The organism is Psychrobacter sp. BF1, from assembly GCF_019279065.1.
Lineage (GTDB): Bacteria > Pseudomonadota > Gammaproteobacteria > Pseudomonadales > Moraxellaceae > Psychrobacter > Psychrobacter urativorans.
This window is the reverse complement of record NZ_JAGYWV010000005.1, coordinates 22,222-38,001: the sequence shown is the minus strand read 5'-3', so window position 1 is coordinate 38,001 and position 15,780 is coordinate 22,222. Positions and strand designations below refer to the sequence as shown.

Annotated in this window: 9 protein-coding genes; 4 read left to right on the top strand and 5 right to left on the bottom strand. The window is 43.1% G+C overall.

Annotated elements, in window-relative coordinates:
* The first annotated feature begins 257 nt into the window (after window positions 1–257).
* Together KZA12_RS07340 and KZA12_RS07335 are read left to right on the top strand one after the other, a co-directional pair.
* On the top strand, window positions 258–971 hold the full coding sequence (locus KZA12_RS07340; protein ID WP_201622943.1) for an RluA family pseudouridine synthase: 714 nt from the start codon (window positions 258–260) through the stop codon (window positions 969–971).
* A gap of 207 nt (window positions 972–1,178) precedes the next feature.
* Window positions 1,179–2,741: a flavin-containing monooxygenase gene (locus KZA12_RS07335; RefSeq protein WP_373416598.1), complete on the top strand. Its 1,563-nt coding sequence runs from the start codon at window positions 1,179–1,181 to the stop codon at window positions 2,739–2,741.
* Between the two features lie 230 nt (window positions 2,742–2,971).
* Here KZA12_RS07335 and KZA12_RS07330 read toward each other — a convergent pair whose 3' ends face one another.
* The gene (locus KZA12_RS07330) at window positions 2,972–3,916 is read right to left on the bottom strand and encodes a D-2-hydroxyacid dehydrogenase (RefSeq protein ID WP_218689787.1); all 945 of its coding nucleotides are present in this window, start codon (window positions 3,914–3,916) and stop codon (window positions 2,972–2,974) included.
* Between the two features lie 357 nt (window positions 3,917–4,273).
* On the opposite strand from KZA12_RS07330, the gene rapA reads away from it, so the two are divergent.
* The gene (gene rapA / locus KZA12_RS07325; protein WP_218689786.1) at window positions 4,274–7,177 is read left to right on the top strand and encodes an RNA polymerase-associated protein RapA; all 2,904 of its coding nucleotides are present in this window, start codon (window positions 4,274–4,276) and stop codon (window positions 7,175–7,177) included.
* 236 nt (window positions 7,178–7,413) lie between these two features.
* Window positions 7,414–8,316 (top strand): acyl-CoA thioesterase II, encoded by a 903-nt coding sequence (locus KZA12_RS07320; protein WP_201622947.1) that lies wholly within the window; start codon window positions 7,414–7,416, stop codon window positions 8,314–8,316.
* Between the two features lie 155 nt (window positions 8,317–8,471).
* On the opposite strand, the gene mutY is transcribed toward KZA12_RS07320, so the two are convergent.
* The 4 genes from mutY to KZA12_RS07300 all read right to left on the bottom strand — a co-directional run bounded on the left by mutY (window position 8,472) and on the right by KZA12_RS07300 (window position 15,486).
* Entirely contained in the window at window positions 8,472–9,764 is a 1,293-nt protein-coding gene (gene mutY, locus KZA12_RS07315; protein WP_218689785.1) for an A/G-specific adenine glycosylase, read from the bottom strand.
* Window positions 9,765–10,059: 295 nt separating this feature from the next.
* Window positions 10,060–10,986 carry a GIY-YIG nuclease family protein gene (locus KZA12_RS07310; RefSeq protein WP_218689784.1) on the bottom strand — a complete coding sequence of 309 codons (927 nt, stop codon included), beginning with the start codon at window positions 10,984–10,986 and terminating at the stop codon, window positions 10,060–10,062.
* 293 nt (window positions 10,987–11,279) lie between these two features.
* Complete coding sequence (ylqF, locus tag KZA12_RS07305) at window positions 11,280–12,236, bottom strand: ribosome biogenesis GTPase YlqF (protein ID WP_201622949.1); 957 nt, start codon at window positions 12,234–12,236, stop codon at window positions 11,280–11,282.
* A 205-nt stretch (window positions 12,237–12,441) separates the two neighbouring features.
* The gene (locus KZA12_RS07300) at window positions 12,442–15,486 is read right to left on the bottom strand and encodes a DUF2339 domain-containing protein (RefSeq protein WP_256932879.1); all 3,045 of its coding nucleotides are present in this window, start codon (window positions 15,484–15,486) and stop codon (window positions 12,442–12,444) included.
* Window positions 15,487–15,780 lie beyond the last annotated feature (294 nt).

Below are 15,780 nucleotides of genomic sequence, written 5' to 3'. Positions count from 1 at the left end.
CAATGGCTAAAGAAGTATTATGAATGAATAACAATATGTCATTATATTAACATGTTTATCAGCAGTTACTAGCGCATGGCTGGTTGAATTACTCAACAACTAATATTAGTACAATAAATCGAAACCCAACCCTAGTTACTGTCAATAACCCATTAACTCATCTGATACCTTATAGACTTTTAGTCATAAACCTGTAAAAAAATACTTTTCAACCCAGACAATCAGTAGTCAATAACCAAAAAATAAGTGGTCATTTTATGCCTTACGATAGTAATACCATCACTGCTCTAAATATCCAAGAGACTCAATACCAAGCCAGTTTCTTTGAAGACTTTGCGCAACAAGTCACAGTGTATGAAGATGAAGATATTTGGGTAGTAGATAAGCCGGCAAGCTTACTCAGTGTCGATGGCAAGACCCTCAAAGTCAGTCTGCTATCACGACTAGAGCGTGTTAATCCACAAGTGAAACTAATACATCGCTTAGATATGGATACTTCAGGTCTCCTAATATTCGGCAAAAATGCTGCGGCGCAAACTCATATTAGTAAACAGTTTATTGAGCGCTTGCCGCAAAAGACTTATGAGGCACGAGTATTTGGTGCTTGGGAAACGGTAGGGGCAACTGGCAAAATATCAGTACCAGTACGTTATGAACCTGCGACTAAGCCGCGCCATATCGTTGATCCTGACTGGCATAAAAATGCTTTAACCCACTACCAAATACTCAGTCATGAAGAGTGCGCTGGTCAAACGGTAACGCGAGTAGCCTTAAAGCCGGTCACTGGCCGTAGTCATCAGCTGCGGGTACATATGGTGCACTGCGGTCATGTGATCATCGGTGATCCTATTTATGCTGAAGATAAAGCGTTAACCATTACCGCGCGGCTAAATTTACATGCGCACCAATTGCGCCTTAAGCATCCAGTATTAGGGGCTTGGATGGATTGGGAGAGTCCTTGCCCTTTTTAACTGATGTTTTTAATTATTGAAGTAAAACAAGCAAAAATGAATAAGACTAGCAATAGGTAGCAAGGCAGTGACAAATTAGCCTGGCAATCAAATTATCAAAGAATACTATTATTAAGGGATATTATTATGATGAATGTCAGTTCTGCCAAACAAGCCGCTAAAAGTGTTATTAAACGTGGTTTAAAGTCTAGCAAAGCGCAAGCAGCTATAGAAGCTGATTATGAGGTGCTAATTATCGGCGCTGGCATTGCTGGTATCGGTATGGGCTGTTATATACAACAGCAAAACACGGCAAGTTTTTTTACTCCTAAATCTAAGATGAAGCAAAAGCGTAACTGCAACCATAAGCGCCAAGGACAGTCATCAACGCAGCGATTTGTCGTATTAGAAAAACGTCAAGACTTGGGCGGTACTTGGGACTTATTTAACTATCCTGGTATTCGCTCTGATTCTGATGCGCTAACCTTTGGCTACAGCTTTCGACCTTGGCTAGATCATCGGATGCTAGCAAGTGGTGGCGATATCAAGAGCTACATTACTGATACTGCACGTGAGTTTAAGGTCATCGACCATATTCGCTATCGTCACGAAGTTGAGCAACTGTCATGGTCAAGTACGGCGCAGCAGTGGACGGCAATGGTCAAAAACCATGCTAGTGGTGAAGTGTTTACGTTAACCGCCAATTTTGTAGTCGGCGCAACGGGCTATTACGATTACCAAGCTGGCTATCGGCCTCACTTCGATAAAGAAGAAGACTTCCAAGGTCAGATTGTGCATCCGCAGCACTGGCAAGACTTAAATTATGATGATAAAAAAGTAGTCATTATCGGTAGTGGGGCAACGGCAATGACTTTGTTGCCAGCACTAGCTGCTGAAGACGGCGAACAGTGCGCCCGCCATGTGACTATGTTACAACGCTCACCAACTTATGTCGCTAGTGTACCAGGCGATGATTATGCGCTCGATTGGTTGTCTGCTAAGTACTCACCGTTATCTAAGCAGCAAGCTTATACTTTGCTACGAGCACGTAACGTGCTAAGGCAACAAGGCGTCTATCAAATCGCTATGCATGCCCCAAGTGTCATGAAGGCGTTGCTAACACGATGGGCGAAGCAAGAGCTTAAGGGTAGTGAGGTTAACATTGAGCACTTTTTGCCCGATTATAATCCATGGGAAGAGCGCTTGTGTGCAGTACCTGATAGTGATTTATTTTTAGCCTTAAAAGGGACACGTGCTGAGGTGGTGACTGATCAGATTAGCCATTTCACCGCATCAGGTATTGCCCTCAACTCAGGTAAGCATTTGGATGCCGATATTATCGTTACTGCAACTGGGCTAAAACTGCAGATGTTAGGCGGCGCAAAGTTATATGTCGATGGTGTAGCGGTGGATATAGGCTCGCGCATGACTTATAAAGCAGTACTAGTTGAAGATATTCCTAATATGGCAGTCATATTTGGCTATACCAATGCCTCGTGGACACTAAAAGTTGATTTAGCCTGTCACTATTTAATTAGGTTATTGAGCTATATGCATAAGCATGGCTACCATACGGTAGTGCCAAAAGCCCAGATTGAAGGGGAAAAAGCGCAAGTGCAGGAAGATACTATTATGGGCGCATTATCAGCCGGCTATGTACATCGAGCTAAAGATGAGCTACCCAAACAAGGCGATCGCTATCCATGGAAAGTCACTAGCAATTACTTAAGTGATCGCATCGTGCTAAAGCACCGTCAAATAAAAGATAAGTGGTTAAGCTTTAGCCGTTAGTGCCGCACTTATAGCTAATAACAAGCGCTGTACTTTGCAAGTTGGCGTAAGTTAGCAGCTTACTGAGACAGTTGTTTATGGGGCTAGTAGAGCTGAGAGTTATTTATAGCAGTAGATGGCGATAAATAACTCTGTTTTAATCTGCCACGGTTATCTGTAAGCTTTATAAAAGCTATAAAACAACTAATCTGGTAGCAAAAACATCAACTCAATCTTAGTCGAAGAAAAGCTTAGGCATAGTTGTCAATAAAACCGACTACTTGCTTGCTAAGAATCTGCCATAAGGTTATCTGAGCGCTTTCGCTACCCCAAGCATTATGCGGGCTAAAAATGACTCGTGGATGCTCAGTAATAGTTAACAATGGATCGTCATCAAGCATCGGCTCATTTTCAAAAACATCACTGGCATAGCCCATGATTTGCTCATTATTAATAGCATCAGCAAGCGCTTGACTGTTAACAATACCGCCGCGTGCAACGTTGACTATTAGCGGCTGTTTGCTCATTTTTGCCAAAGTAGTTTGGTTGATAAGATGGTGAGTACGCTCGTCTAATGGGCAATGCAAACTAATCACATCCGAGCAAGCCAACACGTCATCAAAGGCAGTATAATCGCTATTACGCGGGCTACGTCCTTGATGCTCAGCCCACAATACCGTCATACCAAAAGCTTTGGCAATGTCAGTGACACGTTTGCCGATAGTGCCAACCCCAATAATGCCTAAGGTTTTGTCCTCTAAATCTATCAGGGGGATATCTAATAGACACCAATTACCATTAGCCTGCCAACTGCCATCGACGACTTTTTGGTGATAATAAATACCAGCACGCAGCGCATTTAGCATTAGCATAAAGGTATGCTCAGGCACACTCTTGACCGCGTAACCTGCGACATTGTTTAGCGTAATGTTATGAGCTGTACAAGCTTGATGGTCAACGTTATTCATACCGGTAGCAGTCAACTGGATCAGTTTGAGCTTAGGCAACTGGGCGATAACTTCGGCGTTAATCTTAACCTTGTTAGTGAAAATAATATCAGCGTTTTTACAACGCTCGATAATCAACTCGTCCTCTTGAGGAGTGTCATCATAAGTGATGTAGTCAGTAATGCCTTGTGGGGCTGGCAAGTCAATGCCCTCAGAAAATGTGCCTCTATCTAAAAATACTGCTCGCATGAAAACTCCTTAAAAGATAATTTTTGTTAATAAGTAATTTTGGTTAATAGCTGGTTTTACTACTGATAATTTATGGTTCATAACGGATTGCTCTAGCGGTCAACCTGACTTTTCATGACGCTAAATCAGGTTTATCATTGCAGATTTGGCTATCAATGTAGCACGACTAAGCAGCAACTAGAACCGCTGACTACTATAGCTAGTATATTCCTAGCTGCTAGGCTCTTGAAAAGTTAGATTAATGCACTCATCTAACCGCTAACGTTATATAATAGCTCAGCTTTGATACTGACCAAATAACGAAATTATTACTCCTGCTTATCCTTTTCTTAACTGAGTACAAAAAGACCCTGCCCTATGACTATCTCTGCCGCCTCTTTACACAGCTCCGAATTTGCCGTTGGTCAACGTTATTTATCCGATACTGAGTCCGAATTGGGCTTAGGTGTCGTTATCGATTTAGATGACCGTTGTGTGCACATTTTATTCCCCCAAAGTGAAGAGATGCGCGTCTATGCCAAGATGTCCGCGCCTTTATCACGAGTGGTGTTCAAGGTTGGCGATAGTATCAGTGATCAGCAAGGTCACAACTATACAGTCACTGGCGTTGATGAAGTGATGGGGGTGCTGAAATACAGCGTTAATAACCCTGATGGAGGGGCGGTTAGTAAAGGCATAATGGAAACCCGCCTCGCTGCTAATATTACGCTAGCTAAACCGCTTGAACGCCTATTAGCGGGTCGTATTGAACGCAGTGATTGGTATGAGCTGCGCCAAGATATTCTGCGTATGCAGTCGGCGCTGGCTGGACATCCTCTAAAAGGGTTGATGGGTGCCCGTGTCGATATTATCGAGCATCAGCTCTATATCGCTCACGAAGTCGGTAAACGTATTGCGCCACGCGTATTACTTGCCGATGAGGTAGGCCTGGGCAAGACTATTGAAGCTGGGCTGATCATTCATCAGCAGCTACTCACTGGCAAGGCTGAGCGGGTATTAATCTTAGTGCCTGATAGCTTGCAGTACCAGTGGATGATTGAGTTACGTCGTCGCTTCAATCTAAATTTTGCTTTATTTGATCTAGTACGTACTGCCGCGATTAGAGAGCATAACCCTGAGCAAAACGTCTTCGCTACTGAGCAATGTATCATTGCTGGGATGGATTTATTACTCGATCATCCTGATTTGTATGACCAAGCGATGGAAGCTGGCTTCGATCTATTAGTAGTCGATGAAGCGCATCATTTGCATTGGAATGAAGCGGAAGGTGGCAACGAAAAGTATGACTTAGTAGCCGATTTCGCTGAAGAAACTGCTGGGGTACTACTGCTAACCGCGACTCCTGAACAGCTTGGGGTGCAAAGTCATTTTGCTCGTCTGCGTTTGCTCGATGCTGATCGCTTTGATGATCTAGATGAGTTCATCGATGGTCAAGAAGCCTTTGCTCAAACGGCGGCTGTTGCGGCAACTTTAATAGAAGACAAGCCACTGACTGCCAGTCAAATTGCCGCTTTAACTAATTTGCTTAGCGTGACTGAAGATGAATTAAGCACCATCAATGAAGACGATAAGCTTCGCACTTATGCGCTAAATGAGCTGCTTGATCGTCATGGCACTGGTCGAGTATTGTTCCGTAATACTCGTGAGAGCGTTAAAGGCTTTTATGGTCGTAGCAGTACGGCGCATCCTTTACCCTTGCCGGACACTTGGGTCAATAGCTATCAGACTACAGGCAAGTTACGTGAGCAGCTATGGGGCGAAGAGAACCAACCTGATGGTGGCTGGTTAGAAGACGAACCTCGTGTACCTTGGCTAATCAATATTTTAAAGGGCGAACTAAAACACCAAAAGGTACTGCTTATTGCTCGTAGTGGTGCAACAGTTGAAAGCCTTGAGGCTGTGTTGCGCTTACATGCTGGTATTAAAACCGCTATCTTTACTGAGCAGATGACTCTGCTTGAGCGGGACCAGGCTTCTGCGTACTTTGCTGATAGTGAAGGGGCGCAGATATTACTGTGCTCGGAGATTGGATCTGAAGGGCGTAACTTTCAGTTTGCTAGTCAGCTTATTTTATGGGATTTACCGGCTAATCCAGATATCTTAGAGCAGCGTATAGGTCGCTTAGATCGTATCGGCCAGACCCAAAAAATAACTTTGCATGTGCCTTATATCCAAGGCACCGCGCAAGAGCGTCTATACCATTGGTATGATAGTGCTCTGAATATCTTTAATCAAATATCACCGACTGCGCAAAGCGTGCAAGAGCTATATATTCAAACCTTGAAACCTTTGTTAGAAGGGGCTGATAACGCTGATAATCGCCTTATTCTACAAGATTTGATTGCCGATGCTAAGCAAACACGTCTAGGATTAGAGTCACAATTGCAGTCTGGTCGTGACCGCCTATTAGAGTATAACTCTTGTCGCCCAAGAGTGGCTGGACGTATCGCTGATGCTATGCGCGACTTCGATGGTAATAACCTATTGCCAAAATTCGTTGAACGTTTCTTAGCCTCAGCTAACATTGATTATAGCGTTCAGCGTGATGGCTCGTGGGTAATTTCGCCAGTCGATAGTACTGAGATTAGCGAATATATTGAAGGGCTACCGCTCGGTGAAGAAGATGGTATGACTCTGACCTTTGAGCGTGAGCTGGCGCTGGCACGTGAAGAGATCGAGTTTATTACTCATGAACATCCGTTAATGCGTGCTATTTATGAGCTGGCTAATACTAGCACCTTTGGTAATACGACGGTTGGGATGCTCAAGAGTGCCGCTATGCCACAAGGGATGGTGATGTTAGAGGTCAACTTCCGTGTCGAAGCTATTGCACCAAAAATATTGAATTTGCCAGCTACTCTGTCTGCACAAAGTATTCGAGTATTTATCAGTGAGCAAGGTAGCGATCTGTCAGCGCGTATCAGTAGCGATATGATTATGCCGCATATTGAGCGCTTGGACAAAAACCGCGCGCGACAAGTTATCAAAGCACGTGGTGATGTGATCGAACAGCGTTATTATGAAGCGGAAGCTATTGCTAAAGCCCAACTGGCTGAGATTGGTACACAAGCAAGTATGCGCTTTAGCCAGCAGTGGTCACGTGAGGTCAAGCGTCTCAAGCATCTACAGACGATCAATCCAAACGTGCGACCTGCGGAAATTGAGCGTTTAGAGCAGCTACAGTTACAAGGCGAGCAAGCATTAGCGACGTTATCTTTAGTGCCGGATTCAATCCGAGTACTAGTATCGGTAAAACCTTAGACTGTACAATACTAGACTGTGATTTGAGTGTTTATAACCAAGAAGAGATACTGTGATAGTATCTCTTCTTGGCGATAAAAAGCTGAGTTTTACTGCAAGCGAATGCTATTAGTCACTATTTTTACTGTTTATTAGTACTTATTAATACTCAAGCTAAATGAAGATTATGCTAAGTTACTGTAAACCCTATTGCTATGTTATCGAGCAATAATGGTCATCCAACATAAGGAAACTCAATGTCTAATAATACGCAACTGATCGCTGAACTGCTAGCTACAGTCGCCCTCATTGAAGTCAGCCCTGATGTATTTGAAGGTAAAAGCCACGACTATGTTGGTGCTCGTATCTTCGGTGGACAAGTACTAGCTCAAGCGATAATGGCCGCTGCTCATACGCTTGATGAGGACAAACCTTGTCATTCGCTACACGGTTATTTTTTGCGTGGGGGCGATATTGATCAGCCAGTAATTTATCAAGTACGACGTTTGCGTGATGGCCGTAGTCTATCAGCACGTCAAGTCACTGCTATTCAATACAAACAAGCTCGTGGCAAAGCGCCGGTTGAGCAAGTCATCTTTTCAATGATTGCTTCTTTTTCTTCGATGGAGGAAGGCCTGGAGTATCAAGAAAATATGCCTGTTTATCCACCACCAGAGGATTTGCGTGCTGAGCAAGAGCTCAAAGAGGATTATGTCGGTAAAGTACCTGATGCGCTCAAGTCACGTTTTATGCGTCGTCGTCATATAGAGATAAAGCCAGTCAAACCACGTGATCCTATCCATCCTGAACCGATGAAACCTAAACAAGCCAATTGGTTACGCATCCAAGATTTGGGGGCGCAACCAGTTGCTATTCAGCAAGCGTTATTGGCGTTCTCATCAGACTTCTATTTGGTTGGTACAGGTTTGATGTCGCATGGTGTTAGCTTCATGACTAGTGGCTTACAAGCGGCCAGTATCGATCATTCGATGCATTTTCATCGTAATTTTGACCTTAATAATTGGCTGCTGTATGACATGTGGAGCGATACTACTTCTAATGCTATGGGACTAAATCACGGTCAGTTTTGGCAAGATGGCAAGCTAGTAGCCACAGTACAACAAGAAGGGCTGATGCGTTTACGGGTGCCGAAGTCTTAACTGGCTATAGATTTGCAAGATCCTATTAAAAGCAGGCAGTTTATTAGAATGTAATACAATATGATCTAAATAACAAAGCGACTCATGATAACGGATGAGTCGCTTTTTTTTGGGTTTATCCAATTACCATTATTTTAAGAGTTTATAGTAATGTATTAGCCTTCTTCGAGTATCTTAACCATCGCTCGTGGCAACCCAAGCGTTGCTTGCGCCTCAGCGCTATTTAGCCAGTTTAAAGTAATATCAGCCGCTTGCAGTAGTTCGGTTAGCTGTTGCGCTTGTTGGTCATTTAAAGTTAGTTGCTGCGGGGTTAGATACCAATGAAAATGGGTTAATGAGTGCTTGATAGGAGCAACTAGTGCATCGTCAAACAAGTCATTCGTCTCTGCTCTAATTATTGGCTTGGCTGTCAACGGCTGCTGGCTCAACCACTCATTAATGATTTGCTCAGCGGTAGTGAATTCTGATTCGTAGGCTTGCTCATTACTGGCAACTTTCAACGACTGCTTATCTGTGACTGCAGTCACCGCTACTGCTTTATCAGTAGCCCTGCCGCTAATCTTTTCTATAAATTCCAACGGTAAGCTCCATAAGCCGCCCCAAATACCATTATCTGGGCGCTGTAGCCATAACAGCTCACTGTCTGCATTGTTGATCATTAACGCATTACTATATTTGCTGGGTTTCGGCTGTTTTTTAGCTTTTACTGGATAATCAGTTTCGCGCCCTTGCGCATGCGCTAAACAGTCATCCGCTAGCGGACATAAGGAACAAGCAGGCTGACGGCGAATACATAAAGTTGCGCCCATATCCATCATTGCTTGGGCAAATAATCCAGAGTTCTCTGTCGGTGTTAAGCGCTGCGCCAATGCCCATAACTCTTTAGTGGTGGCAGACTTCATAATATCGCCATCGATGGCCGCCCAACGAGTCAAAACTCGTTTGACATTACCATCACAGATTACTCCATAACCATGCAAGCCCATAGCTACAATCGCCCCAGCGGTTGAAGGTCCAACCCCTGATATGGCTTCCCAACCTTCTAACGTCTGCGGAAAGTCGCCAGTTTCATCAATAATCTGAACTAGCTGCTTGGCGCCTTTATGCAAGTTACGCGCTCGCGCATAGTAGCCCATGCCTGCCCAGTGTTCGGCGATGACATCCCACTCTGCCGCTGCTAAATCTTGCACGGTTGGGAAGGAAGTCATAAATCGGGCGAAGTAAGGCAACACAGTGGTGACTTGGGTCTGCTGCAGCATGACTTCTGATAACCAAACAATATAAGGGTTGGGCGTATCAGTTTGATGCTGCTGCCACGGTAGGTCATGACGACCATTGGTGGCAAACCATGTTAATAAACGGGGGGCGAAGGTGTCGTAGGAAGTAGTGTTGTGAGCAAGAGTAGCGTCTGCTGATGCAGTATTTATATTGGCGGTAGGCTGGGTCATAGGGGGCTTTAATTAGAGTTTTAAGGTAGTTAATTATACCTTATATCAAGATATTCTAGGACTTAGCTTTGTTTAAAAGTTATAAAATAATACTATAGAAATAATGACTTAACGATATCGAAGAGGGTGGGCTACCTAGGTAAATTATTGGTGCGCAGAGCAAAGCCTATAATTCGTCACCTTAAACTATTGATAACTCCGTTGGCTAGACGCAGCTTGCTATGCCATAACCGTAACTTGTCAGAGTTTTGAGTAAGCGGTAGGCTTAGCTATAAATAGCTATAAAGGGTAAAGCTTAGCGATAAATTTCACTTAAAGTTTGTCCAGCAGAATTTTTCCATTCTGACCAACCGTTAGAAGAGCGTCCAGACACCATCTGTCCTGCAGCACTTGGGGTTTTAAAAAGTTGATTTTCAATCAGCTTATAACTTTTATCATTAATGGCTATCAGCTTTCCGTCGTTTAATAACCTTTCTTTTAGTTTAGTAATGATTAAAGGTAATGATGGTGTTTGGGCTTGTCGTATTGAAGATCCTGCTAATATTACAAAGCCATCATCGTCATAATAGCCTTGAGCATCAGCATCTTTAACTTTGTAATAAAATAATGGCGGTGCAGTCTTGGGAGAAGATATTTCAATGTTTTCAATAACCCTGTTATCAATAGTAGGTTTCAGCTCATCAGCATAAAGAATATTTTCATTGATACTCAAAGTTTCAAAAATTGGTTGCCCTAAAGTTGATAGTAAAACATCCAGAGTATAAAACAACTCTTCGCAATCAGCTTTTAACGGATCAGGAGTATGAGGACGGTTTCCATTGTTACCATTTTTAATTTCATAGCGCCCAACCTCGATAGCAGTTGCTATAGCCTTATGCTCCATATAAAGAGCATGAGTTTGAGTCATAGTGTTGTTAGTAGATAGCATTACAAAAGCACGTGTCCAGAATTCTTTTTTATGATGCTGATTGAGTCGTGCTTTTAAATCGCCAGTTTGTCCAATGTACAGCTGAGGTTTTTCTACACTATCAGTATCACTTATTAAAAAGTACAAGCCCACTTGGTTAGCTTCTGGCATCGCAAAAAAATCATTAATATGGATTCGTGGAATCTCGATTAGACGGACGGTTCTAGTGGTCATCTCTGCTATGCGCAAACCGCGTGGATTGCCTTTTGGTAGATAGATTTGAATGGTTTTAGCAGATGGAGTCGAGGAATTCATAGCGGCCTATACTAATGATAAAGTTTGTTTATACAATTAAATAATGCTGAGTAAGGGTTTCGTAGAATATAGTATGCTCAACGATTATTAATCATACTATTGTCATTAGTACACAGAACGCCCCCTACGCCCCTTTTAAACATCACCATCATCGCCTCTATTCTAACTTTAAATTTTGCGTAGCGTGGGTGGTTAACCCACGAAATCATTGGGTTTTATAGCACTGTATTTCGCTATTGATTATAATTTGGCAAGAGGGTATCTAAGCTTGTAGCAACAATAATGACCAAACCCTATTTACGATTCTTGCGAGCACGTTTTTTACGTAATAGCTTTTCCTCTAACTTTGCCGCTTTTCTTTCTTCATCAGTAATACGTTGTTGCGCAACCACTGCTTCTTCGGCTTCACGCATATCTGGAGTTTCCAGACTGATTCGACCTAACGTACCACTGCGTAATTCATTAACCAAAATCTCTGACATCCGGTAAGTATCTACTTGATTACCAGAACGGATACAGCCACGATTGCGACCAGCAATTTCAAAGAACTGCCAATCGGTCTTAGGTAGCTCATCAATTTTATAGCGAACTTTTAGTAGCTCAGGATAAGCTTTTAGTAAGAATTCTGCGGTATAACCAGCCACATCATCAAAATCGAACGCCGTATCACGGATACCGCCAGTAGCGGCTAAGCGATAGCCAGAGTTAGCATTTTCAACCTTTGGCCATAGCATACCAGGGGTATCATAAAGCATGATGCCACCGTCGAGCTTGATCAGCTGCTGCGACTTCGTGACTGCTGGCTCGTTACCGGTTCTGGCAACAGCACGACCGGCTAAGGTATTAATCAAAGTTGATTTACCGACGTTAGGAATACCCAAAATCATGGCTTTGATTTGTCGGCCTGACTCAGCCTTGTTAGGCATCAGTTTTTTGCACAGCTCCACGATTCGATGCACATGATCAGCTTTGTTATCATCGAAGGCTAAAGCTTTGACCCCGTTTTCTTGCTCGAAGTAATCCATCCAGGCTTGGGTCATTACCGGATCAGCAAGATCGGCTTTATTCAAGATTTTGATGACGGGTTTTTCACCACGTAACGATGCCACCATAGGGTTTTCACTGCTATAAGGAATACGGGCATCAAGAACCTCAATGATGACATCCATTTGCGGCATGATTTCTTTAACTTCATTACGGGCTTTGTTCATATGGCCTGGGAACCACTGAATACTTGCTTTCTTATCCATTTGCTTTAACTGCCTTTTTAATAAATAGTGCGCTAACCTTAGACAATGCGCCTAAAGTAACGGTGGTGCTCAGTTTACTACAGAACCAAAGCCATCACCCTAAAACTTAGCTGATGACTTTTTAAAGCGGTATTTTTTAGTAAGGTATTGTTTATTGATAAATCGTTTAAGCCTAATTTTTAAACCAGCGCTGCCGTTATAAATCCTAAGCTAACGGTTCACCCTCATCAGCGATTTTAGCTTGCTCAGGCGGTAGGGGCGCAAGATAACCAATCAGCAATATCAAGCTACCAGCAGTTAAAAAGGACAGTACTCGCCAAATGGCCTCTGTCTGTGATAGATCGACGACAACTAGTTTGAGTACCACCACCCCTAATAAGCCAATACCCATAAACCATAAAGTACGATGTAATTGGCGACTGGCAACGATAGTGGCGACCAACGCTATTGAGGTCCATAGGATGGTCAGTCCGGTTTGTACTTGCTCACTATTCCAAGCGCCGTCGTCCCATAATGGGGTGCTAATAAAGGCATGCAGGGTTCTTACTAAAATACTCGATAGCAGCCAAAAGCCAATCAGGCCTAAAATAATAAGCGAAGGCTTGCTAGTAAGCATGTTGTTGGCTCTGACATTAACAGGGACATTTACGCTAGCATCGCTAGTAACTGAGTTAGCATAGCTAAGCTGATTTAAGTAATAAGCGCTGAAACCATAGCCTAACACTAACGCTAGACTGAGGTCATATAGATTGACTACTGGGAAATAGGGCAGCCCCCAAATGATACCGTCATAACTCCAGTTGCTTAGAGTTGCCCATATCAAGGTTAAGGGTACAAAAACTTTAGCGCTATCTACTAAGGCTTGTTGCCAATCAAACCAGTACAGCAAGTGCTGGTCAGCGGATTGTTCAGTCGATGAATAGCGATAGCTGAACCATAATCCAGCCAGCATTAGCGCTACTGGAATGAGTATAGTAATGACGCCATTGGAGTCTGGTAAACCATAATGTAGCGCAGCGGCTAGAACTAAGATACTAGTAGCAAACCAGCTGGCAGTGTCATAACGAGATAGGCTGGAGCTACTATACCAAGTCTTTAGCCACAGCTGTCCAACGACTAGCCAGCCAATTAATAAGCTGGCAAAAACCAGCCAAGACGCAGTGCTCCATTGATGATTGAACTCAAATTTTTGTGGTAATTGTAGTACCAGCACTAAGCAGAATAAGCTTAACAGCACATGGCTAAAATGACTGATCTCTTGCCATGAACGATAGCGATTGATTAACCAATAAATTAGTAGGCAGCTTAGAGTCGCTAGTGCTATTAAGCTACTAGTCGCCAATTGCCAGCTGGCAAGCCACTGCTTTAAGTCAGTAAATAATACTAGTAGCGCCCATACGGTAGCGGCAAAAGTTAGCAGACGTATAAACACGGGACTGCGCCAAACCGCATTAAAGGCCGTACTTTGACTATTAATACTTAACAGCCATTGCTGGGCAGATGCGCTACTGATGCCTAAAGAGGTGGCATAGTTTGCAATATTATCAGCGCCAGTACCAGTGTCAGTAACAATATTGCCATTAGACTCAGCAGCCTCAGATATAGTTGAATTTGCTTGAGCGTTGGCTGTTATTAATAAGCTAGGGGAGTGGCTAGCACGCAGAATAAACATTGAGGCAAGAGCACTTAGTGCGGAAATTGTCAAAGTCAAAATCGGTACTTCAGACCATAGCATATCTAACAAAAATAGCATGCCGATACTGATCAGCTGCAAGGCTAAACCAAAGATAACTAGCCACGCCCGCAATGAGCGACGTCCAAACCATACTAGTGCTAATCCTTGAATCGCCCAACCGAACGCTAACCATTGATCATCAAAAGCTAACGGAATGACCAAGGCCAAAAACCCAAACCCTAAGGCCAGCATGCCTTCAGTAATTAGCGTATAACGTTGACTGCGTTGAATAAGTAACCAGCCTAACCCTAAATAAATAGCGGCCAATATAGCGCTAGTCAAAGTTAGCGCTTGCTCGATATCATTTAACAGGGCGGCAAATAAGCCAAATGCTAATACGGGCGCTGAGAATAGCAGGCCAATATCTATAGGATACAGATAGAGACTGGACGCAGATTTTGTAGTAGCAGAAGTTGCCGCTAAGCTATTGCTGGCCTCATTATCACTATTATAAGCGATGATTTGCTGAGTATAACGAATAGCTATGAATAGATAGAGTGCTAAATGGAGCGCTACTAGCGATACCAAAGGCCAGCGTTGAGTAGCAATCAATGTGCCCAGATCTTCAGTTAAGCCCCAATAATAGGCCAAGCCAAAAGTGACGGCTACCCCTAAAGCATTCAACACTTTCCAAGTACGGTAATGAGCAATAATCGAAATACTGATGTTCAATAGCAAGTAGTAGCTAAATAAGGTCACTAAATTGCCAGTGTCGGTACCGGTTAATAATGGCGCAAAAAACCCACCAGATAGCGCTAATAAGGCTAAAGGAAAAGCGTTTTGGCGTACCGCTAAGCCAATAGTGAGCGCTGATAATAGCCCTAGAATGATAAAGCTCGGTAAGCTGGGAATGACGTTATAGACACTATAAGCAAAAAAACTAGTCAAATAAGTGATAGCTAAGCCAGTACCTTGCAAAGTGATACCGTAAGCAAAACGTTTGCTGGCAAGCTTGAGACCTAAGCCGGCAAGCCCTATGCCTATAATACCTATTGCTAATAGCTTAAAGGTAATAGGAATCTCGATATAATCACTCAATAAGCGCAGTAATAAGACTACGCCGACTAATAATACTAACACCCCGACTCGTACTACTAAATTACCACCGATAAACCAGTTTTTAAGCGAGTTAAAGAGCGAGGTTACCATAGGTAATGACTGCTCATCTGGCTCTATTACTGGCACAGGACGCTCTATCGTCCAAGGTGCCGTAGTATCATCTACTAACTCTACCTCACTAGTAGTGGCTGCTGTTAGCACAGTTGAAGTTTGAGTTGCAGAATCATCCATGCTGCTAGCCATCAGAGTTTGCTGCTTGGCAACATTAATCGCAGTTGGTAAGGGCGGTGGCACTGAGAGTGAGGGGGTTAAAACAGGCGAGGATGGCACGGCGCTATTGGCTGCAAGTGATGATATAGGAGTAGCGGCAGAACGTGAGGTCTCAAGCTGTTTAAGACTGTGCTCCTGCTGTTGCAAGTCGCTTTGCAGCTTTGCCATATCACTGCGCAGTTGCATGAGCTGCTTATTTATCTTGTTATAAATAATAATAGTGATAAGCAACAAAATAATAAAAGCAAACCAGCCCATTTAAAACCTCAATATATTTAGTTTACTAGGGTCACTAGTAGGTGATCTATCTTATCTTATGCAGATAATGAGCTTATTAAAAAATAAACTCAAGTCTATTACTAATGATAAGCTAATCAGTTTTTACAGGGTAGCTGAAAATATCGCTATGTTGGATTTACTTTAAAGCTAATAAATGGCTATATGAATAATTTTTCTCAGTTTTTTAGTGAGTATTGATGC